This is a genomic window from Nitrosomonas eutropha (assembly GCF_003201195.1).
In the GTDB taxonomy this organism is placed as follows: domain Bacteria; phylum Pseudomonadota; class Gammaproteobacteria; order Burkholderiales; family Nitrosomonadaceae; genus Nitrosomonas; species Nitrosomonas eutropha.
In genome coordinates this window covers 56849-76655 of record NZ_QICQ01000012.1, presented here as the reverse complement: position 1 = coordinate 76655, position 19807 = coordinate 56849, and the positions used below count along the sequence as shown (strand labels likewise).

General features: G+C 48.5%; 17 protein-coding genes and 2 pseudogenes. 7 read left to right on the top strand and 12 right to left on the bottom strand.

What is annotated here, in order from left to right:
* Both C8R14_RS13730 and C8R14_RS06175 read left to right on the top strand, forming a co-directional pair.
* Positions 1–195: pseudogene (locus C8R14_RS13730) on the top strand (IS481 family transposase); the annotation flags it as partial.
* A 161-nt stretch (positions 196–356) separates the two neighbouring features.
* Entirely contained in the window at positions 357–662 is a 306-nt protein-coding gene (locus C8R14_RS06175; protein WP_011633604.1) for a DUF1840 domain-containing protein, read from the top strand.
* A gap of 57 nt (positions 663–719) precedes the next feature.
* Here C8R14_RS06175 and trhA read toward each other — a convergent pair whose 3' ends face one another.
* From trhA to C8R14_RS06155, 4 genes are all read right to left on the bottom strand, one after another.
* The gene (trhA, locus tag C8R14_RS06170) at positions 720–1379 is read right to left on the bottom strand and encodes a PAQR family membrane homeostasis protein TrhA (protein WP_011633605.1); all 660 of its coding nucleotides are present in this window, start codon (positions 1377–1379) and stop codon (positions 720–722) included.
* Positions 1380–1618: 239 nt separating this feature from the next.
* Positions 1619–1921 (bottom strand): sll1863 family stress response protein, encoded by a 303-nt coding sequence (locus C8R14_RS06165; RefSeq protein WP_011633606.1) that lies wholly within the window; start codon positions 1919–1921, stop codon positions 1619–1621.
* Positions 1922–1945: 24 nt separating this feature from the next.
* Positions 1946–2221, bottom strand: a complete 276-nt coding sequence (locus tag C8R14_RS06160; RefSeq protein ID WP_256201539.1) for a GlsB/YeaQ/YmgE family stress response membrane protein — start codon at positions 2219–2221, stop codon at positions 1946–1948.
* 81 nt (positions 2222–2302) lie between these two features.
* Positions 2303–2629, bottom strand: coding sequence for a hypothetical protein (locus C8R14_RS06155; RefSeq protein ID WP_011633608.1), 327 nt, complete (start codon positions 2627–2629; stop codon positions 2303–2305).
* Between the two features lie 463 nt (positions 2630–3092).
* Here C8R14_RS06155 and C8R14_RS06150 point away from each other — a divergent pair, with 463 nt between their 5' ends.
* The gene (locus C8R14_RS06150; protein WP_011633609.1) at positions 3093–3833 is read left to right on the top strand and encodes a Crp/Fnr family transcriptional regulator; all 741 of its coding nucleotides are present in this window, start codon (positions 3093–3095) and stop codon (positions 3831–3833) included.
* 30 nt (positions 3834–3863) lie between these two features.
* On the opposite strand, the gene C8R14_RS06145 is transcribed toward C8R14_RS06150, so the two are convergent.
* The 8 genes and pseudogenes from C8R14_RS06145 to C8R14_RS06120 form a co-directional block, all read right to left on the bottom strand.
* Positions 3864–4178 (bottom strand): BON domain-containing protein, encoded by a 315-nt coding sequence (locus C8R14_RS06145; RefSeq protein ID WP_011633610.1) that lies wholly within the window; start codon positions 4176–4178, stop codon positions 3864–3866.
* A 710-nt stretch (positions 4179–4888) separates the two neighbouring features.
* Positions 4889–5022, bottom strand: a pseudogene (locus C8R14_RS14375) (IS1595 family transposase); the annotation flags it as partial.
* Positions 5023–5047: 25 nt separating this feature from the next.
* The gene (locus C8R14_RS14305; protein ID WP_011633611.1) at positions 5048–5389 is read right to left on the bottom strand and encodes a hypothetical protein; all 342 of its coding nucleotides are present in this window, start codon (positions 5387–5389) and stop codon (positions 5048–5050) included.
* A gap of 57 nt (positions 5390–5446) precedes the next feature.
* Positions 5447–6247, bottom strand: a complete 801-nt coding sequence (locus tag C8R14_RS06140; RefSeq protein ID WP_309147357.1) for a hypothetical protein — start codon at positions 6245–6247, stop codon at positions 5447–5449.
* Between the two features lie 48 nt (positions 6248–6295).
* Positions 6296–7030 (bottom strand): monofunctional biosynthetic peptidoglycan transglycosylase, encoded by a 735-nt coding sequence (gene mtgA, locus C8R14_RS06135; RefSeq protein ID WP_011633613.1) that lies wholly within the window; start codon positions 7028–7030, stop codon positions 6296–6298.
* The gene (gene aroE, locus C8R14_RS06130; RefSeq protein WP_011633614.1) at positions 7027–7860 is read right to left on the bottom strand and encodes a shikimate dehydrogenase; all 834 of its coding nucleotides are present in this window, start codon (positions 7858–7860) and stop codon (positions 7027–7029) included. Before aroE ends, mtgA begins: the two co-directional genes overlap by 4 nt.
* 33 nt (positions 7861–7893) lie before the next feature.
* Positions 7894–8808, bottom strand: a complete 915-nt coding sequence (locus tag C8R14_RS06125; protein WP_107818305.1) for an energy transducer TonB — start codon at positions 8806–8808, stop codon at positions 7894–7896.
* A gap of 7 nt (positions 8809–8815) precedes the next feature.
* Positions 8816–10675, bottom strand: coding sequence for a ribonuclease catalytic domain-containing protein (locus tag C8R14_RS06120; protein WP_011633616.1), 1860 nt, complete (start codon positions 10673–10675; stop codon positions 8816–8818).
* 356 nt (positions 10676–11031) lie between these two features.
* Between C8R14_RS06120 and gltX the strand changes: the two genes are divergently transcribed.
* The 4 genes from gltX (at position 11032) to C8R14_RS06095 (ending at position 19806) form a co-directional block, all read left to right on the top strand.
* Positions 11032–12423 carry a glutamate--tRNA ligase gene (gene gltX / locus C8R14_RS06110; protein ID WP_011633617.1) on the top strand — a complete coding sequence of 464 codons (1392 nt, stop codon included), beginning with the start codon at positions 11032–11034 and terminating at the stop codon, positions 12421–12423.
* Between the two features lie 53 nt (positions 12424–12476).
* A complete protein-coding gene (gene metH / locus C8R14_RS06105) occupies positions 12477–16190 on the top strand; it encodes a methionine synthase (RefSeq protein WP_011633618.1) in 3714 nt (1237 codons plus the stop codon).
* 171 nt (positions 16191–16361) lie between these two features.
* The gene (gene gdhA, locus C8R14_RS06100; protein ID WP_011633619.1) at positions 16362–17705 is read left to right on the top strand and encodes an NADP-specific glutamate dehydrogenase; all 1344 of its coding nucleotides are present in this window, start codon (positions 16362–16364) and stop codon (positions 17703–17705) included.
* Between the two features lie 193 nt (positions 17706–17898).
* On the top strand, positions 17899–19806 hold the full coding sequence (locus C8R14_RS06095) for a lytic transglycosylase domain-containing protein (protein ID WP_011633620.1): 1908 nt from the start codon (positions 17899–17901) through the stop codon (positions 19804–19806).
* Position 19807 lies beyond the last annotated feature (1 nt).

Here is a 19807-nt window from a genome sequence, read left to right as displayed (position 1 = left end):
AAACGGTATTATTACGACTCACACGATCAGTTGAAGGCCCATCTCCATCGCTTTGTGATGGCTTATAACTTCGCCAAAAGACTAAAAGCTCTCAAAGGCCTAACACCCTATGAATACATCTGCAAAATCTGGAAAAATGAGCCAGATCGTTTTATCTTTGACCCATTCCAGCACACCGTGGGACTAAACACCTAGAGCTCTGACGAGGATAAAATTATCATCAGTATTCACAAGAAGAGACTACTCATTTAGCAAGTGAGAGGAAGCGAATATCTACACAATTACCGGAAAACGGAATGCGGTATTGAAAAAGTAAATTAATCACAATCGATCCATTACCTATCAAGGAGAAATGCATGCTCGTGACATTCAAAACCGATAGCTATGCTGATATCACCATGTTTGGAGAAGACGCGCTAACCATGTTGAAAATGATGGGGCACAGTGAAACCGTACCGGGCGCTATTCTGGCAGCAGATGTTCCTCAAGCACTGCATTGGTTAACAACTGCTTTAAATATACAAAAAGAAATCTCGCCACCAGTCGAGAATAAGGATGAAGATACAAATGAGCCGGTGGTAAGCATGATTAATCGAGGACTGCCTCTAATTGAGTTACTGACTGCCGCAGCAAAGGCAGGTTGTAACGTAATGTGGGAATGAATCGATACCAGGAAAAATTAGGCCTGGTGGGAAGCTCTATCTGGAAAAACCATACTGCTAGGGAGCTGCATACCAGAGGACTGCAAAGTAGTGGCAGACAGTACCCACCATTACAAACAAATGCCAGATGAAGTGACCGTATCGAAAACGTGAGTCGGTCGCAAAAAAGAATACGCCGATCGTATAAGTCACCCCTCCTGCAATCAACCATAGTAAGCCGGATACAGGTATGCGGGTGTACAACGGGTAAATTGCGATGAGAATGAGCCACCCCATAAGCAGATAAAGACTGGTGGTGATAATGGGGTTGTGCATCTTATCGAATGCTTTCAATGTTACTCCGATTGCGGCGAGCCCCCAGACGATCCCAAAGAGTGTCCATCCCCATGGACCACGAAGCACACCCAGCGTGAACGGCGTGTAGGTACCAGCGATGAGGAGATAGATCGCAGAATGTTCGATAATCTTAAATACACGCTTAGCCTTGCCTTGCGGCAAAGCATGATAGAGGGTAGAAGCGAGATACAGCAGGATCATCGTTGCTGCAAAAAAACTCGCACCAATGATAAAGCCTGTATCTGCGTACTGCACCGCACGCATAATAAGAAATGGGGTTGCTATCAGTGCTGCGACCAGTCCTATACCGTGGCTGATGCTGTTCGCGATCTCTTCTCCCAGAGATTGCTCACGTTCGGGTACTGCGAGCAATATGCTCACGATGTTTCAACCTACGTAGTTTATATAGGTGAAGAAAACGACTTGATGGACGAACGACACTGGAAAACGACTTGATGGACGAACGACACTGCTTCCAGGAAGTACTCAAGCCTGATTTTCGTCGGCTGGAGGTAGGCCTTTTGGTATATTTCATGGATGGAGGTTGTTAGACATTTGCGATACCCACGCTAATTGATGCGCATATTAGCGTGGGACGGTTTTTACAAGGCTAATAACATCTAACCTTTAAACTTGTCTTTTAACTTTGCGGCTGCATCTCGGACAGCACTACTTAGCGAATCCCAAGCATCCTCTGCGCTATCCTTAAGATCCTCCCACGCATCCTCGCTGGCCTCAGCCAGTTCCCCCATCTTAGCCTTCGCAGTATCAACCTTTTGCTCAAGTTCTCCTATCTGCTTATCATATTTTATGCGGGTATCAGCTGCAGAACTCTTCGCTTCAGCCCTCAGTTCTGCCAATTTGGCCTGTGCCAACTCAATTTCGGCTTCTATCTTTTGTTTGTATGCTTCTTTCGTGCTCATAATGTCTCTCCTATGTTAATCAATTCAGGATGGATTCTTAGACTTCGTGATAACCCAGGCTAGAAATAATAATACTGCGGATCCGACTATAGCGGTCACTATTGAACCGATGAGCCCCAATAGACCGAACAAGAGACCACCTGCAATGGCACCAACAATGCCAATAATGATATTGCCCATGAGACCAAAGCCCCTTCCTTTCATCAATATCCCAGCTAACCAGCCCGCGATTGCACCGATTGCGATAAAAATTATTAATCCTGTATAGTCCACGAGTTTCTCCTCTGGTTTTATCAACAACTGGGATAATCCGCTTAAAATGGCTTAGTATCTGCAATACTGAAGATCAGGAAAATGTTGGATAATTAAGATGCATACTGATCAGTATGCATCTTTAACGCTTTCCTTAATTTCTTTGCCGGCATCTTCAAGCTTATCACCTGCATCTTCGGCGGCATCAAGAGCTTTCTCCCCAGGTCTTTGATCAAGCGCATCGTTAACGTTATCTTTGAGCGTATCCCCCGCATCTTTAGCCGCATCACCCGCATCTTCAGCAGCATCAAGAACTTTCTCTCCGGGTCTCCGGTCAAGCGCATCGTTAACATTATCTACTACTTTTTCAGTACCTGTTTTAGTTTGGTCACAGGCGGGTAATGCCAGAATTGTTGCAGTCATCATAAGTATTAAAAGGTAGGTATGTTTCATCATTATGTCTCCAATTTTGTTTTAGTTGTATTCACTGGGCTACCCCATTGAATATGGGACTAATACCCCATATTTGTCATTTTAATGACGATACTAAACATTGTATGTACGATACCGTACATAATGAAAATCATTATTTTTCCTATACCCCTTTATCACGCTAGTGGATAAAACATCGATGAGTGTGCCCCAATCTCCATAATTCAGTGGCAAGTTGCATCACGAGGCACCCATGCGAATCATTCAGAAAATTTCCTCAATAAATTGGTGATTATCTCGTGTCTTGCCACCTCAAACTTCCCTCTCAACCAGACCCCTCTCAACCAGACGAATACGACTTCAATAATTTTCAAATCTTGTCCAGAATATCGTGCCCAAAATATGCTTATCCCATATAATATTTTCTTCGTAAACAAGCATCTCATAACGTTTATCTCGTGATCACACTATATAATCGGAGACTGATATGTCTGTATTACCTACTCCGCAACAAAACCATCTATTAGCTGCGTTGCCGGCCGAAGTTCAGGACCGTATATTTCCTCATCTCGAACTGGTCTCACTGCCGCTTGGTAAAGTCTTGTACGAATCAGGGGATACTTTGTGTCATGCCTATTTTCCGACCGACGCCATCATATCGCTGCTTTATGTGATGGAAAGTGGCGCATCGGCAGAAATCTTGATGGTGGGTAACGATGGTCTCATTAGTGTCGCTTCATTTATGGGAGGTGAAAGCACCCCGAGCCGGGGGATCGTGCAATGCGCTGGTTACGCTTACCGGCTACTAGGGAAGCGGCTCAAGGATGAGTTCGATCGCCACGGTGAATTATTACATCTGATGCTGCGTTATACGCAGGCCTTAATTACGCAAACGGCCCAGACAGCGGTCTGCAATCGTCACCATTCGATAGACCAACAACTCTGTCGCTTGCTTCTGCTTTTGATGGATCGTTTGCCAGATAACCAGTTGACGATGACTCAGGAGTTGATCGCCAATATGCTTGGGGTGCGCCGTGAAGGCGTTACCGAAGCCGCCGGAAAACTACAGAAACTGGGAGTGATCGAATACAGCCGCGGACATATCAAGGTATTGGATCGACCCAAACTTGAGGAATTGAGCTGCGAATGTTATGCCATCGTCAAAAAAGAAGCCGAACGTCTGTTACCCAACATTTATTTTCCTGCATCTGGCTACAGTTCAGAATGAGTGCTGGTTAACCAGCACAGTGATCTGTCGTTATTTGATTCTCATATCATTCTTGACAGATTTTACACCCCCAACACTGCGTGCAATTTCGACCGCTCTGTTGGCATGAACTTGCGAACTAACGAAGCCACTCAATTGAACAACACCTTTAAAGGTTTCAACATTGATTTCAGCAGATTTTAGGATAGGTTCATTGAAAATTGCTGCTTTGACCTTTGTGGTGATGACAGTATCATCAAGATACTCTCCGGTTCCCGATTGTTTTGCTGTCGATGCGCAACCCAGCAAAGAAACCATTAGGAGAGTTAAGAAGAATGTGAAAAAATGGTTGTTAAGTTGCGTCATGGCAAGGCTCTCCTGAGTAATTAATAAAGAAAGCTGAACACCCTCTCGATTTTTTAGATTAAGGGGGTACCTGTTTTACTACCTTCTTCGGTACGACATTCAATCTGAATGTCTGAGAACCTGTCGAGCAAGAAGCACCTCGTGCTATTTTTTCTAATTTAATCTTTATTTTTAAATTAGATTATCAGAAAGAATGTACTTAATATGTACGCTAGCACACAAAGCTTACTACCTCTATTGTAGATAATAGCCGGGATAACCTGATAAAAATGGATACTCACTCTTGTTATGCCGGTCCGAAATGGAGAAAGTATCTTATCCCGGCGATTAACTGGTTTTTCATGAAATAAATTGAGCTGTTTTTCGTACCAATCCAGCATGGTCTGAAATGGTGTCTTTGGCTTCAATACCGATTGCGGCGGCTGATCTAATGGCACAATGACCAAGCCTATGATTGTTTATGGGTTTTTATGCATTCTGCAAAGAATGAATCGGTAAACTTCTTATTATTAGTGAGGGTCTTCTGGATCTTGATGGCGTAAACCTGTGCAAAATATCGAGAAAATATTTGGCATCAACAGCGGCCTTACTACCTTTGATTTGGTTATACATTAATAGTCGGAACTGATTTTCTTATTCGAGAGCGTTCCGTATCCAGCGATAGATGAGTTGTATTTGCCCCGGCGTTCCCGCCGCTTTCGGCCATCCCAATAGTTTTTCAGATACCTTGTTGCAACGCTGTGAAATCTCTTCACTCACTGCTTGAAGCTGCTATCTCATAAGCATTAACGTTCTGGGTATGGTAGACACCAGCGATAACCCGAATCCCAGCTGTAAGATTGACGGATAGAGATATCGAATATCTTTGATTATTTGGCAATAGTGATACCGGGAACGTTGGTATGCGGTAGACCTGTTACGGTCATTTGGAACAGCAGATACAGCATCTGAAAAGCATTACGGTTCCACCGAGTATGCGATTCCTGGTTATTTACTGCGTAGTATTTGCCGTGTGACCGGATTGACAGATCAGTATTCGGTAGTGAGCTGTCTGTCACAAGAAGAGCCATCGTGGCATCAGGATTTTCGTTACGGAGGATGGGGGGAGTGCGTGGATCCTTTTCCACTTGGTATTCTGGTTCATCGTCCAGTGAACTACCGAGAAAATTAATGATTGCATGAAAGCTTCGCAACCGGAAGGCACCTTTCATGGGCCATTCTCCCCCCGCTCCGCCAGGACGAATGTCAAATGCAACATCAGTGGGATCCTACTGCTTTGCTTCTTCATTCAATTGCACACGCTCTGTTTCGGATAGCATTTCTGGATCATAGTTGGTAATGAGGATCGGCCCCTGCTTTTTCTGACGAAGAGTAAACAGTCCCTTTTGCTGATCATGATAGATGGAAAACTCCTTTTCCAGTGTTTGAAAGCCTTCGGCAGATACCGATGCTGCAGGCAGGGTCCAGTTGTATTCTATGTTTAGAGGTTCGGCATGAAGCTGGTTTTGATCCTGGATTGCCGATAGATGCAATACTACTTTGCGGAACATCTCGTAGTCTGCTGGAAAGGGAGATCTGTTGCGATATGTTTTCTGAGACAAACCCTCCTGGATACGCACTTCCTGAGCCATCAGCCGTAATAACAGATCGACATCGAAACGTTGGCGAAAAAGCAGCATGAACTTGTTCTGCCGGAAAGGTGTTAGCAGCCGCCAGGTGAATTCTTCACCTTCGATTGGAACGATGCTGATCGTTGGGTTCTCTGCAATACTGCCGCCGAATATCGGCATCAGCGTATTTCCAGCCAATCCACCCAATGCAGGTGTGGCACCGGCATTGAAACGAAAATCGAAGGTGGCTGCCACGTTTGAGATGCCAGTAAAATGAATTGGTTGATGGTGTTGGGCACGGGCGATGTTTGTCAACAGCTGTCTGGAAATGGCATCTGTGATGGTGTCGTCGTAGGCACTGACTGCATGCTGCAGCGTAATCGGTGACAGACAACCTTGAAGTACGGGGAGCAAGCATGGAAGCAGCAACCATAGCAGGTATCGGTATGTATGTTTCATATCAGACGAGGTTATTCGTTCAGCCTTGTTCATGTTTGTTTCTGTTTTTTACGGGATTTTTGCTGTCGGCAGGCGTGACAGAATGATCCGGGCTTTTTTGAGCAATCTGGGTGATTGGCGATGCGTATCATAAAAACGCGGGTTGGAGATGATTGACGCCAGCCAGGCGGATTGTTCAGGTGCGAGAGATGACGCAGGTATTCCAAAATAGTGGCGCGCTGCGGCTTCAATGCCGAATACACCTTCTCCCCATTCAATGACATTCAGGTAAATTTCCAGAATACGCCGTTTGCTCAGAAATTCTTCCAGTATCAGTGTGATGAGGGTTTCCTGTAATTTACGCCATACGGTTTTTTCGCTCGATAAAAACAAATTTTTAGCAAGCTGCTGGCTGATGGTTGAGCCGCCAGCAGCCAGTTTGCGTTGTTTCAGGTTTTTTTTCCAGGCTACTTCAATTGCCTTGTAGTCAAATCCCTGGTGTTGCATAAAACGGGCATCTTCAGTGGCGATGACTGCCCGTTTAAGATGATTGGAAATCTGTTCGTAATCTACCCAGCGATGCTGTAATTTTGCAGCCGGATTCTGTCGGTGCATGGTTTCCAGGCGATCTTGCATGAATGCGCTGGTGGTTGGGTGGTAAGTACGCCAGTAGATGATGTGTAGCAGAAACCAGGATTGATACAGTAATGCAATTGCCAGGAGCAGCAGTAATGGGCGTAACAGCCAGGTGCTGATCAATCCTGGTTGGGGTGTGGTTGGTCGGGATGTTTTGGTCAGTTTCACGAGGCATGGAGGTGCAATTCATCTCTGAGTTGTCGGATGACGTTCTGTGTTTCAGGACGGATACCGTGCCAAAGCAGAAAGGATTCGGCGGCTTGTTCGACCAGCATACCGGTGCCGTCAACCAGATTAGTAACCCCTTGCGTGCTGGCAAATTCCAGAAATGGTGTCAACTTGCTGCTGTACAGCATGTCGTAGACAAGCGCAGTACCATGGAACAAATCTGCGGGAATGGGAGGGAGTGCATTGTGCAGACTGGCTGAAGTGGCATTGATAATGAGATCGAATTGTTGCCCGATAAAATCCTGATAATGTCCGCCAGTAATATTTCCATGGTTCACAAATTGCTGCTGCAAGGCGATTGCTTTGTCAGGCGTGCGGTTGGCGATAGCCAGCAGGCCAGGTTTTTGTTGCAGCAGCGGCAGAATGACACCACTGGCAGCGCCACCGGCGCCCATTAGCAGAACATGTTTGCCTGGCAAAGCAAAATCCAGATTGATTGTAATATCGCGCACCAGACCCACACCATCGGTATTGTCGCCGAGTATTTCATTCTCCTGCTCGAATCTGAAAGTATTAACTGCATGCGCGGCACGGGCGCGATCCGTCAACCGTGTAGCCAGTGCGTAGGCCTCAAATTTAAAGGGAACAGTGATGTTTAAGCCTATGCCACCATTTTCGCGAAAAGTGGTGACGGTGCGTTCAAATCCATCCAGTGGTGCCAGCAGGGTGGTATAGCACATGCTGCGTCCGGTCTGCTGCGCAAACTGGGTATGAATAAACGGTGATTTGCTGTGTGTGATCGGGTTGCCAATGACTGCGTAAGTATCCATCGTGACTGATTTTAAGTATTTCTGAGAATTTTGCTATTCACTCAGCAGCTTATCCGAGCGAGAGAATACCCAGGTGCGGGTAATATGCAGGATATCGGTATCCCGGCTGATATCGGGCGGGAAGGGGGCAAATCCGTTGCGTGCAGCCAGTCGGACAATCCGGATGGCGGCATCATCCAGTATCTGGGTGCCGGAAGAGCGATCAATCCCGATTGATTCCAGGCTGCCATCAGAGCGCACACCTACGGTCAGCTGCAGGCTGCCGTACAGTTTTTTTCTTCTGGCTTCTTCCGGGTAATTCAGGTTGCCGATGCGCTCCACCTTGAGCCGCCAGTCTTCCAGATAGCGGGCAAAGCGATATTCGCGTGTACGTGCGCCGATAAATCTGCGTTTTGGGCGTTTCTGATAGGCCTCGTGGTCTTTTGCGATCTGTGCTTCCAAACGAGCGATCTCGAGGCTGCGCTGCAGTAAGTCGCTATAGCTGTCCGGATTGATGGCGGCAGGTTGATTTTGCTTGGGTTTATCCTGTTCCGGTTTTGCCTGCGGAAGAGGTTGTGTGACATGAGCTTTGCTTTCGGCAACGGTCAGCAGTTTTTTGATTTTGCTTTCCAGTTGTTTTGTTTTCTGAGCAGCCACGGTGAGATCTGTCATCGGCTTTACTCCAGGCAGCACTGGCAGAGGGGTTTTGGCCTGGCGATCTTCCGCCACATTGCCGCCACCATCCAGATTGGTCTGGGCGAATACCTTGGTATCTACGGGTTTGGTTTGGGATTTGCTGTTGACCAGCACCACATCTATGGATTTGGTGATTTTGGTATGCTTTTGCGCAGACGGATTGAGCGATATGCCAGCAACAATCGCCATATGCAGCAGCAGCGAAATCAGTAGTGCTAGGGAAATTTTGCGATGGGGTTGCATGGGGAAACCGGGAACTACCGTGTGCTGCATTGATTTATCAGTCTTCACGCTTACCAAGAAAGCTGGCATGGAGCGTGCGATCCAGCAGATCGATCTGCGAAATGCCGATGGTAACGAATGTGCCTGGGGAGAGATCGGGTAATGAAGGCACCCGGGCTATCAGTGGCAAGCGATCCAGTTTAACCAGATTTTCCTTTACAACAACCGCACCGGTTGTATTGATGTTTTCCTGCAATAACCAGCGAAGGCACCAGTAGCGTTCCATTCCACGCTGAAATTCCGCGTAGGTTGCATAGGCCATTTCAAAATCCCGCATGGCGATCAGCAGCGCATCATCTTCCCGGGTATAGGCGGGTGGATTACCCGATACCAATGCAATCAACTGACGCTGATTGATAAGATCCACATAACGTCGCATAGGGGAGCTGCTCCAGGTGTATTGTGATACCCCCAGTCCCTGATGCGGCGCGGGAGAAAGGCTCATCTTCACCTTGCCATTTCCCTGGCTACGATAAATCCCGGCGAAGCCGGCATCTGCGAGTTGCTTGCCCCATTCGGCGTTGGCAAAAATCATCAGTTCTGATACGACTTTATCGATGGGTGCGCCCCGGCGCCGTTCGGAAATAGAAACACGATCTTGTTCAATAGTAAAACTGTAATCCACTTTCTCACTATTGATATCTTGATCCTTACCACGCAATTTCTCCATTTTGTTGGAAAAATCCCAGAGCACTCTTAACTCATGAGCGAAAGGATAATTTGCCTGATTTTCACGCAAGGTAATTTCGTTAAACTGTTGTTCCAGTACATCGAGGCGTAAGTTGGTAGAAACTTCGATGGTTTCTATCCGGCTGAGTGTGTTGGTGACAGTAAAATCATCCGCCACGTCCAGATATAACGAGAGCACCGGACGGCGGCGTGTTTCGCTCAGTGTGAAATGCTGAATTACGCTTTCCGGAAGCATGGTGATTTTGCGGCCAGGCAGATAAACCGTTGACAGGCGTTTTGCTGCAAATTTATCAAGAAGCGAATCCGGTGCAACACCCAGTGCGGGCGTAGCAATATGTATTCCAATGCGGAAACTGCCAAATGTTAGCGGCGTTACAGAAAAGGCATCATCGATTTCTGTTGTGGCAGCATCATCAATACTGAACGCCGTGACTTCAGCCAGCGGAAAATCTTCCGGGTCCGTGCGGTGGAAATCAGATGGAAGGGAATCCGTGCTGGTTCCTTCCGGGAAGTGTTCATATAAAAACTGGTTGAAATGGTAGTCATGTGTTGAAGGAATGGCGCCGCATTGCTCCAGCAATCTGGGGACACTCAGTCTGGTGGCTGCACAGGCTGCTTCCAGTGCTTTCCATTCAATTGTATTTTTATCCGGCTTATACAGTAGATCATCCAGTAATGGCCTGAATGTATCAGGTAACTCGAATGCCACCAGCTGCTGCACATAACTAGCCTGTTTTTCCTCGGCCAATCGCTTTTTTTCGCGGCTGGCCAGTGCGGCCCGCAAAATTTCCGGGGGGGCGGCTTTGTAGCGGCCGGTTCCTTTTTTATGGAAATAGATCGGATTCTGGTTCAGCAAAATCGTGATGGCAGCGATTTCAACAGGGTTGGGCGTATGGCCAAAATAATCGTTCGCCAGTTCCTGCCCAGTGAATTCATTGTTCTCTTCGCAACATTCCCATAAAAAATCCACATCAATCTCAGCAGCCATTTCCTGTGCCTGCTGCATGAATTCGTGCATGGGTGGATTTTCAAAGCGCAGCAAAATCGCTCCAGCCTTGATTTTGGAGCGTTTTCCATGGACGGATTCAATTTGCAGCGAGGTGGTGTTGTCAGCCAGGATATTGCCGACTTTGAGAGCCCCTGCTTCCTCGTAAAAAACGTTTACCAAATCAATCCTCAGCTCAACCCAGAAAGCGTGCGAAAAAAAACATTTTCTAATGTTATCCGATTCAACGGGTGACGAATAATGAAACAAATAAGCGGATTACGCCTGCAGGATTGATGGTCGAAATCAGCAGATACCAAGATAATCGAACCATCCAGAGAGACAGGGAAATGCGCCGTTCATGGTAACATAATGGCATCATTATCAAAAAAACAAAGGCTGTGAGAAAGAGTATTTTGTGACCAGTTTTCTTGTGTTTCAGCTCAAAAAATATTTCCTCCAGAGGAATCAGCAAGGATTTCCTGGTATGGAAACAACCGTGTAAACGGTTGTGTATACAACTTCTAATATTTAGTCAGATGGTAAAAACACGTTTTGCTCCCAGTCCAACCGGTTACCTGCATATTGGCGGTGCACGCACTGCGCTTTTTTCCTGGGCGTTTGCCCGGAAACAAGGTGGAAAATTTATTCTGAGAATCGAGGATACTGATCTTGAACGTTCTACCCAGCAATCTGTGCAGGCGATTCTCGATGGGATGGCCTGGCTGGGGCTTGATTATGATGAGGGGCCGTATTACCAGATGCAGCGGTTGAGTCGCTACCAGGAAGTTGCGGAGCTATTGCTCAAGCAGGGACTTGCTTATCGTTGTTATGCCAGTAAGGAAGAGCTGGATGCGCTGCGTGAACAGCAGCGTTTGGCCGGGTTGAAGCCGCGTTATGATGGCCGCTGGCGCGATAGCAAGCAGACTCCGCCAGCTGGTGTCACGCCGGTAGTGCGCTTTAAAACGCCACGTGAAGGGTATGCGGTATTTGATGATCTGGTTAAGGGGCGGATCGCGGTAGCCAATCATGAGCTGGATGATCTGGTATTAATGCGAAGTGACGGCACGCCTACCTACAATTTTGGAGTGGTGCTGGATGATCTTGATATGGGTGTTACACACGTTATCCGTGGGGATGATCATGTCAACAATACTCCTCGTCAAATCAATATCCTCAAGGCACTGGGGGCGATCATTCCACAATACGCACATGTACCGATGATTCTTGGCGCAGATGGTGAGCGTTTATCTAAACGGCATGGCGCGGTATCCGTGATGCATTACCGGGATCAGGGATACCTGCCGGAAGCCTTGATCAACTATCTGGCACGACTCGGGTGGTCACACGGAGATGAGGAAATTTTCAGCCAGGAACAATTAGTTGAATGGTTTGATCTGGCGGCAATCAATCGTTCGCCGGCGAAATTTAATCCGGAAAAATTGACCTGGCTGAACCAGCATTATCTGAAAATTGCCGAGGATGCCCGGTTGATGGAACTGGTTACACCCATTCTGCTGGGAAGAAAATACAGCCTGCCGGGAGAGGAAAATATGTTTAAAATCATCAACCTGCTTAAAGAGCGTGTCAGCACGATAGAAGAGCTGGCCGACGCATCTGCTTATTTTTTTCAAGCCGTCGAGCCTGCCGAAGCGCTCAGAACGCAGTATTTCACCGTTGAAATTCGTCCGGTTCTGGAATACCTGATTGATCGTCTGGCGCAGATTGAATGGAAGCGAGAAGCGATTCACCAAGAAATTAAACAGACCGTTTCCTCACATAAGCTGAAGTTTCCCAACTTGGCGATGCCGCTGCGTGTCATGGTCACGGGTGAAGCACAAACTCCGGCGATTGACGCAGTGCTGGAGCTGATTGGTAAAGAAGAAACTCTGCACCGTTTGCGTGACCAGCTGGATGCGTTTCCGCAGTAAGCATACAGCTGCCGTATTTATTTTGACTAAAAATTCCCGTTTGAAGAGCTGTTATGACAATGTCTGATCGTGCTGATTTGCTGAAACAATTACTTGCCGAACGTATCCTGATACTGGATGGTGCCATGGGTACGATGATCCAGAGTTATAAGCTGAGTGAGTCGGACTACCGGGGTGAGCGTTTTGCTGATTTCCCGCACGACCTCAAGGGCAATAATGATCTGCTTTGCCTGACCAAACCAGAGGTGATCCGTGCTATTCATCGCGCTTATCTTGAAGCCGGATCCGATATTATCGAAACCAACACGTTCAATTCAAATGCACCGTCGATGGCGGATTACCACATGCAGGATCTGGTGTATGAGCTGAATGTGGCAGGTGCACGTCTGGCGTGTGAGGAAGCACGCGCCATGGAAGCAAAACAGCCTGATAAACCCCGCTTTGTTGCCGGCGTAATCGGGCCTACTACCAAAACAGCTTCGCTTTCACCGGATGTCAATGATCCCGGTTTTCGTGCCATCACATTTGATGATCTGGTTGAGAGTTACACCGAATCGGTGAGCGGATTGGTTGACGGCGGGGCCGATATCCTACTGGTCGAAACCATCTTCGATACCCTGAACGCTAAGGCTGCACTGTTTGCCATTGAACAGTATTTTGAGACACACGAATTGCGTCTGCCGGTAATGATATCGGTCACAATTACTGATGCGTCGGGACGTAATCTTTCCGGACAGACTCCGGAAGCTTTCTGGAATTCGGTGCGACATGCGCGCCCGCTGTCGGTGGGAATCAACTGCGCACTGGGAGCAGAGCTGATGCGCCCTTATGTGCAAGAGTTGTCAAATGTCTCCGAGGTTTGTACCAGCGCCCATCCCAATGCTGGTCTGCCCAATCCACTGGCTGAAACCGGTTATGACGAAACTCCGGAATATACTGCCCGGTTGATCAAGGATTTTGCACAATCAGGGTTCGTCAATATTGTTGGCGGGTGTTGCGGTACGACACCGGAACATATTGCCGCTATCGTGGAAGCAGTGCAGGACATCCCGCCACGTAAGCTGCCTGATCTTCCTAAGAAGTTGAGGCTCTCTGGCCTTGAGCCACTCAGCATTGATGAGAGCTCTTTGTTTGTAAACGTGGGAGAACGCACCAATGTTACCGGTTCCAAGGCATTTGCCCGACTGGTGCTTAGTGGCAATTATGCGGAAGGACTGGTGATTGCGCGCAACCAGGTGGAGAGCGGTGCGCAGATCATCGATATCAACATGGATGAAGGTATGCTGGATTCGCAAAAGGCGATGGTGACTTTTCTGAATCTGGTCGCGTCCGAACCGGATATCAGTCGCTTGCCAATCATGGTTGATTCCAGCAGGTGGTCAGTGATTGAAGCCGGCCTGAAATGCATCCAAGGTAAGGCAATCATTAATTCCATCAGTCTTAAGGAAGGTGAAGAGGAATTTCTGCTGCACGCCAAACTGGCGCGCCGTTATGGGGCGGCGGTGATTGTCATGGCGTTTGATGAAAGCGGCCAGGCGGATACCTTGCAGCGCAAGGTGGATATTTGCACACGTAGCTACCATACCCTGATTGAACGGGCTGATTTTCCACCCGAGGATATCATTTTCGATCCGAATATTTTTGCCATTGCCACGGGTATCGAGGAACACAGCAACTACGCAGTTGATTTTATTGAAGCCACCCGCCTCATTCGGCAAACGCTGCCTTACGCCAAGATCAGCGGGGGTGTGTCCAATGTTTCGTTCTCGTTCCGTGGTAACGAACCCATCCGCGAGGCAATTCATACTGCGTTCTTGTATCATGCGGTCAAGGCCGGCATGACCATGGGGATCGTCAATGCTGGCCAGTTAGGGGTTTATTCGGATATTCCTCCCGATCTGCTGGAGCGTGTTGAAGATGTGCTGCTCAACCGGCGACCCGATGCAACCGAACGTCTGGTGGAGTTTGCAGAAAATTTCAAGGGCCAGAAAAAAGAGCAGGCTGAAGATCTTGCCTGGCGGGATGAACCGGTGCGGCAACGCCTGATTCATGCACTGGTCAGAGGTATCAATACCTATATTGTTGAGGATACGGAGCTGATCCGGCAGGAAATTGATAGTCAGGGAGGCAAGCCGATCGAGGTGATCGAAGGCCCGCTGATGGACGGTATGAATGTAGTGGGTGACCTGTTTGGTGCAGGCAAAATGTTTTTGCCGCAGGTAGTCAAGTCAGCGCGGGTGATGAAGCAGGCGGTTGCCTATCTGTTGCCGTACATCGAGGCAGAAAAAAAGATTTCCGGCGACAATAAACCCAAGGGTAAATTGGTTATTGCCACTGTCAAGGGTGATGTGCATGACATCGGCAAAAATATTGTTTCGGTCGTGCTGCAGTGTAATAACTTTGAGGTTGTCAATCTGGGTGTAATGATTCCCAGTGCGCAAATTCTGGAAACTGCCCGTCGCGAAAATGCCGATATGATCGGTGTGTCCGGTTTGATTACGCCTTCGCTGGAGGAAATGGCACATGTCGCCAGAGAAATGGAGCGCGAACAGTTCACCATTCCCTTGCTGATAGGGGGTGCCACCACTTCGCGTGTACATACAGCAGTCAAGATAGCACCCCATTACAGCGGGGTGACCATATGGGTACCCGATGCCAGCCGGGCGGTCGGTGTATGCAGCAATCTGATGTCACAGGATATGCGCGATGGCTATATCCAGCAGGTCAAAGCCGAGCAGGAAAAGAACCGGGAGCAGCACAAAAACAAGAAAGGGCCTTCCAAACTGCTGACCTTTGAAGAAGCCCGGGCCAATGCATTCAAAACCGACTGGAACCGTTATACGCCACCTGCTCCAAGTTTTCTCGGATTACGCACTCTTAACAACTATCCGCTGGAAACACTGGTTCCGTACATTGACTGGACGCCTTTCTTCCAGGCATGGGAGTTGCATGGGCGCTATCCAGCAATCCTGCAGGATAAGGTCGTCGGAGAAGCGGCCAGCAATCTGTTTCATGATGCGCAGGTGATGCTCAGAAAGATTATTGAGCAGAAATGGCTTGCGGCCAACGCTGTTATCGGCCTGTTTCCAGCCAATACTGTCAACGGGGATGATATCGAGATTTATGCCGACCGCAGTCGCAGCAAGGTGATCATGACCTGGCATTCCTTGCGGCAACAGACGACAAAACCTTCGGGACATCCCAATCTGGCACTGGCCGATTTTATTGCACCGCGAGAGACCGGGATAAATGACACCATCGGTTTGTTTGCTGTCAGCTCTGGCTTCGGTATTGATGAGCGCGTACGTGCTTTTGAAGCTGAAAATGATGATTACAGCGCGATCATATTGAAAGCACTGGCTGATCGTCTGGCTGAAGCGTTTGCAGAACATATGCACGCACGGGTACGACGGGAATTCTGGGGATATATGAAAGATGAAAGTCTCAACAATGAACAGTTGATCGACGAGCAGTATCTGGGAATCCGCCCGGCACCGGGCTATCCTGCCTGCCCTGATCATACCGAGAAGGGGCCATTGTTTGCGGTGCTTGAAGCGGAAAAACGGAGTGGAATTATCGTGACGGAATCCTTTGCCATGGTACCGACTGCTGCTGTGTCCGGTTTTTATATTTCCCACCCTGAATCCAAGTATTTTGCGGTTGGCAAAATCGGCAAGGACCAGGTTGAAGATTACGCAAGGCGTAAAGGGTGGGCGCTGGAGAAAGCAGAACGATGGTTGGCGCCTGCTCTGGCGTATGAGCGCTGATTACTGCTTGTAGCAACATATTTTTACCCTTCCAGGATTATTTCAGAAATGGCGTGTAATCTTTCCCTAAATCTATGAAATTTTGCGATGATTATCGGCGTAATGTAGGGATGCGGTGGCCGATTTTTTTGTGCGTTTGTCTGGAATATTATTTACTGAGGGGAATGGAAAATGAAATACAGCAGTATCGAGGAATTCAAGAATTATGTTTCTGAAAGGAATCCGGGGCAACCGGAATTCCTGCAGGCTGTTTCAGAAGTCATTGAAAGTTTGTGGCCTTTTATCGTTGATCATTCCCGTTACGCTGAGCAGGGGTTGCTGGACCGGCTGATTGAACCGGAACGCATGATTGTATTTCGTGTGGCGTGGGTGGATGATCGTAGCGAAGTCAGGGTTAACCGAGGATACCGCATTCAATATAACTCCGCGATCGGGCCATACAAGGGAGGGACGCGGTTCCACCCCTCCGTCAATCTTTCCATTCTCAAGTTTCTTGCTTTTGAGCAAACCTTTAAAAACGCATTGACAACTTTACCTATGGGTGGAGGTAAAGGTGGATCAGATTTTGATCCCAAGGGTAAAAGTCCCGGGGAAGTCATGCGCTTCTGTCAGGCGTATGCGACTGAGTTGTTCCGGCATGTCGGGGTGGATACAGATGTACCCGCCGGGGATATTGGCGTGGGTGGCAGGGAAGTCGGTTATATGGCTGGCATGGTGAAGAAACTGACTAACCGGTCGGATTGCGTGTTTACCGGCAAAGGATTGAGTTTTGGCGGGTCATTGCTGCGGCCGGAGGCGACCGGGTATGGGCTGGTCTATTTTGCCGAAGAGATGCTGAATCATGTTGGCCGATCGTTGAAGGACATGCGTGTATCTGTGTCCGGCTCGGGAAATGTGGCACAGTTTGCCATTGACAAAGCCATGTCACTGGGAGCCAGAGTGATCACCGTTTCCGATTCGAGTGGAACAGTGGTGGATGAAGCCGGATTTACACCAGAGAAATTGGCGATTCTGGCTGAAGTCAAGAATCATTCTTACGGACGTGTAAACGAGTATGCTGAAAAGGTAGGCGCACAATTCCTTTCATGTGAAAAACCATGGAATGTACCGGTGGATGTCGCTTTGCCTTGTGCGACGCAGAACGAGTTGAATGATAATGATGCCGCAATACTGGTCAAGAATGGGGTGAGTTGTGTGGCTGAGGGTGCCAATATGCCTTGTACTGCGGGGGCAATCGAACGGTTCCAGTATGCAAAAATACTGTTTGCGCCTGGTAAGGCGAGCAATGCCGGAGGGGTAGCTACCTCAGGCTTGGAGATGAGCCAACAGGCCATGCGGCTTTCCTGGACAAGTGGCGAGGTGGATATGCGCTTGCATGAAATTATGCGTGCTATTCACCGTTCCTGTATCGGGTACGGCCAGAAAAATAATGGCATAGTCAATTATGTGGATGGCGCGAATATAGCCGGTTTTGTGAAAGTAGCGGAAGCAATGCTGGCACAAGGCGTTATTTGATCACGAAAAGCGCTATACATCTTTGTGAATTGATGGCTCTGGCAGCAATAGATGAACGATGCTCCCTCTTATTGCAACATGAATGTGTTGTTTCCCCTGTAGGCTGGGTTGGTTGTAATCAGTTTGTAAATAGATCGGCTGATTGCACTATCGGATTCAATCTTGATCATGGTTTTGAATGGATGGGTAGGTCATGAGTAAAGTATTTGCCGGGTTATTGCTGGCGTTCTGGGCGCAGCTGCTTGTTGCAGGAGGAGATGAGGATTATCTGAAAATAAGGGAAGCATTCCGGATGGGTAATGCGGCACGGGTTGCCGAATATGCCGAGCGTATGAAGCGCCATGTATTGTCACCTTATGCTGAATATTTTCAGCTGCGACTGTCGCTGACAACAGCGGATACGGGCACAATCAGGGCTTTTCTTGCTCGGTACGACAACAGTCTCGTGGCAGATAGATTGCGGGGAGACTGGCTGCAGATTCTCGGCAAGCGTCAGCAGTGGGCGACGTTTGCCGAGGAATACCCAAAGCTGGTCAGCCGGGAAGACAGTTTGCAATGCTATGCATTGCAACACCGGCTCGCGGCGGGAGATAAAACAGCGGGTACAGAAGTTCGCTCACTCTGGTTTACCGGGCGCGATATGCCAGCCAGTTGTGTGGCTGTATTCGATTCATTGATTAGAGCCGGCGCTATCTCGGCGGAGGATGTCTGGACCCGGATCAGGCTAGCTTTTGAAGCCGGCAATACCGGCGTGGCCAAAAGTATAAACAAATACCTGCCGCGTCAGCAGGCACTTGATTTACAGAAACTGGGTGCTGCTGCCAAAGATGCCAGACGTTTCCTTGATCGACAGGCAACGTTTAAATCCCGTGCGGACCGGGAAGTTGTATTGTTTGCATTGTTGCGCCTGCTGCGCAGCGAGACCAATCAGGCATTTGCCCGCTGGCATAAAATGCGCGGACAGTTTTCTGAAGTAGATCAATCTTACTTCATGGGAAATCTTGCCTACTGGGCTGCGATCAGACAGGATACGCGCGCCATGAACTGGTTCATGGAAGCCACTCGGGGCAAGCATGCCTATCCACTGTCTGAAACCAAACATGCATGGAAAGCACGGGTAGCACTACGTGAAGGAAACTGGAAATTCTTGCTGGATAGCATCAGCCAAATGCCTGCCGCCATGCAGCAGGAAGATGTCTGGCGTTACTGGCGTGCACGCGCACTGAAAATCAGCAAGAAGAATGTAGAAGCCAATGCTTTGCTGATTCCCTTGAGTCATGAACACAGTTTCTATGGACAGATGGCCAGGGAAGAGTTGGGTGAGATGCTCAGCGTCCCGGCCACCGAATATCAGGTCAAGCCCCAGGAAATTCATCGTATGGAACAAAATCCGGGGATCCGTCGAGCCCTGGCACTGTATCGGATGAACCAGCGAGTGGAGGCGAATCGCGAGTGGATCTGGACAGTACAGCATTTCAGTGATGCGCAGCTGCTGGCAGCAGCCAAAGTGGCCCAGCGCTATGGTATTTATGACCGTGTAATCAATACTGCAATCAGAACGGTTAACCATCATGATTTCAACTTGCGCTATCTGGCGCCCTATCGTGAGCAGATGCGCCCTGTTCTGCAACAGCAGCAGCTGGATGAAGCGTTTGTATACGGGCTGATACGGCAGGAGAGCCGCTTTATCGCGGATATCAAATCCGGCGCTGGTGCAATCGGCCTGATGCAACTGATGCCGGCCACAGCCAAGTGGGTAGCCGGCAAACTGGGAGTGCGTGATTTTCATACCAGTCTGGTTAGCGATATCAATACCAATCTCCAGTTAGGCACCTATTACCTGAAGCATGTACTGGATCAACTGGATGATCAACCACTGCTGGCTGCAGCTGCCTATAACGCCGGACCTGGCCGGGCAAGGCAATGGAAGGATACGCGTCCTTTAGAGGGGGCGATTTATGCGGAGACTATCCCGTTCAATGAAACGCGCGACTATGTCAAAGTGGTGCTGAGCAATTCGATGTACTACGCTAATAATTTTGAGCAACTTGACCGTCCAACTCTGAAACAACGGCTCGGGATCGTTGCACCGAAGCGCTGAT

What these genes read in the sequence shown, in the direction of transcription:
- C8R14_RS06175 (WP_011633604.1), top strand. Translation starts at nt 357, where the DNA reads ATGCTCGTGACATTCAAAACCGATAGCTATGCTGATATCACCATGTTT.
- C8R14_RS06165 (WP_011633606.1), bottom strand. Translation starts at nt 1,921, where the DNA reads ATGAGCACGAAAGAAGCATACAAACAAAAGATAGAAGCCGAAATTGAG.
- C8R14_RS06155 (WP_011633608.1), bottom strand. Translation starts at nt 2,629, where the DNA reads ATGATGAAACATACCTACCTTTTAATACTTATGATGACTGCAACAATT.
- C8R14_RS06150 (WP_011633609.1), top strand. Translation starts at nt 3,093, where the DNA reads ATGTCTGTATTACCTACTCCGCAACAAAACCATCTATTAGCTGCGTTG.
- C8R14_RS06145 (WP_011633610.1), bottom strand. Translation starts at nt 4,178, where the DNA reads ATGACGCAACTTAACAACCATTTTTTCACATTCTTCTTAACTCTCCTA.
- C8R14_RS14305 (WP_011633611.1), bottom strand. Translation starts at nt 5,389, where the DNA reads ATGAAAGGTGCCTTCCGGTTGCGAAGCTTTCATGCAATCATTAATTTT.
- C8R14_RS06140 (WP_309147357.1), bottom strand. Translation starts at nt 6,247, where the DNA reads ATGAAACATACATACCGATACCTGCTATGGTTGCTGCTTCCATGCTTG.
- aroE (WP_011633614.1), bottom strand. Translation starts at nt 7,860, where the DNA reads ATGGATACTTACGCAGTCATTGGCAACCCGATCACACACAGCAAATCA.
- C8R14_RS06125 (WP_107818305.1), bottom strand. Translation starts at nt 8,808, where the DNA reads ATGCAGCACACGGTAGTTCCCGGTTTCCCCATGCAACCCCATCGCAAA.
- gltX (WP_011633617.1), top strand. Translation starts at nt 11,032, where the DNA reads ATGGTAAAAACACGTTTTGCTCCCAGTCCAACCGGTTACCTGCATATT.
- metH (WP_011633618.1), top strand. Translation starts at nt 12,477, where the DNA reads ATGACAATGTCTGATCGTGCTGATTTGCTGAAACAATTACTTGCCGAA.
- gdhA (WP_011633619.1), top strand. Translation starts at nt 16,362, where the DNA reads ATGAAATACAGCAGTATCGAGGAATTCAAGAATTATGTTTCTGAAAGG.
- C8R14_RS06095 (WP_011633620.1), top strand. Translation starts at nt 17,899, where the DNA reads ATGAGTAAAGTATTTGCCGGGTTATTGCTGGCGTTCTGGGCGCAGCTG.